The sequence below is a fragment of the Streptomyces sp. URMC 124 genome, from assembly GCF_051386455.1.
GTDB lineage: Bacteria > Actinomycetota > Actinomycetes > Streptomycetales > Streptomycetaceae > Streptomyces.
On the sequence record NZ_JBPQTS010000437.1, the window covers coordinates 1 to 278 of the forward strand.

1 protein-coding gene is annotated in these 278 nt (G+C 61.2%); it reads left to right on the plus strand.

The features are described 5' to 3' along the window. The coding region (locus ACSNOG_RS33250) for a glycoside hydrolase family 76 protein (RefSeq protein WP_436756395.1) at positions 1 to 278 on the plus strand (278 nt) is incomplete at both ends.

Here is a 278-nt window from a genome sequence, read left to right on the forward strand (position 1 = left end):
TTGGTGGATGGCCCATGCGGTTGATGTGCTGGTTGACGGACTCGTGCGCACCGGGGATCAGCGATATGCGAAGCGGCTGCGGGATTTCCATGAAGGCATTCTGGCGCGGAACGGCGGCGTCTGGCCCAACGAGCTGTACGACGATATGGAATGGATGGCGCTTGCCTGGCTGCGGGCGTATCAAGCAACCGGCGAGCCGAAGTACAAATCAGCGGTACAGACGTTATGGGAGGACATCAAGACCGGCTGGAACGAGCAGATGGGCGGCGGGATCGCGT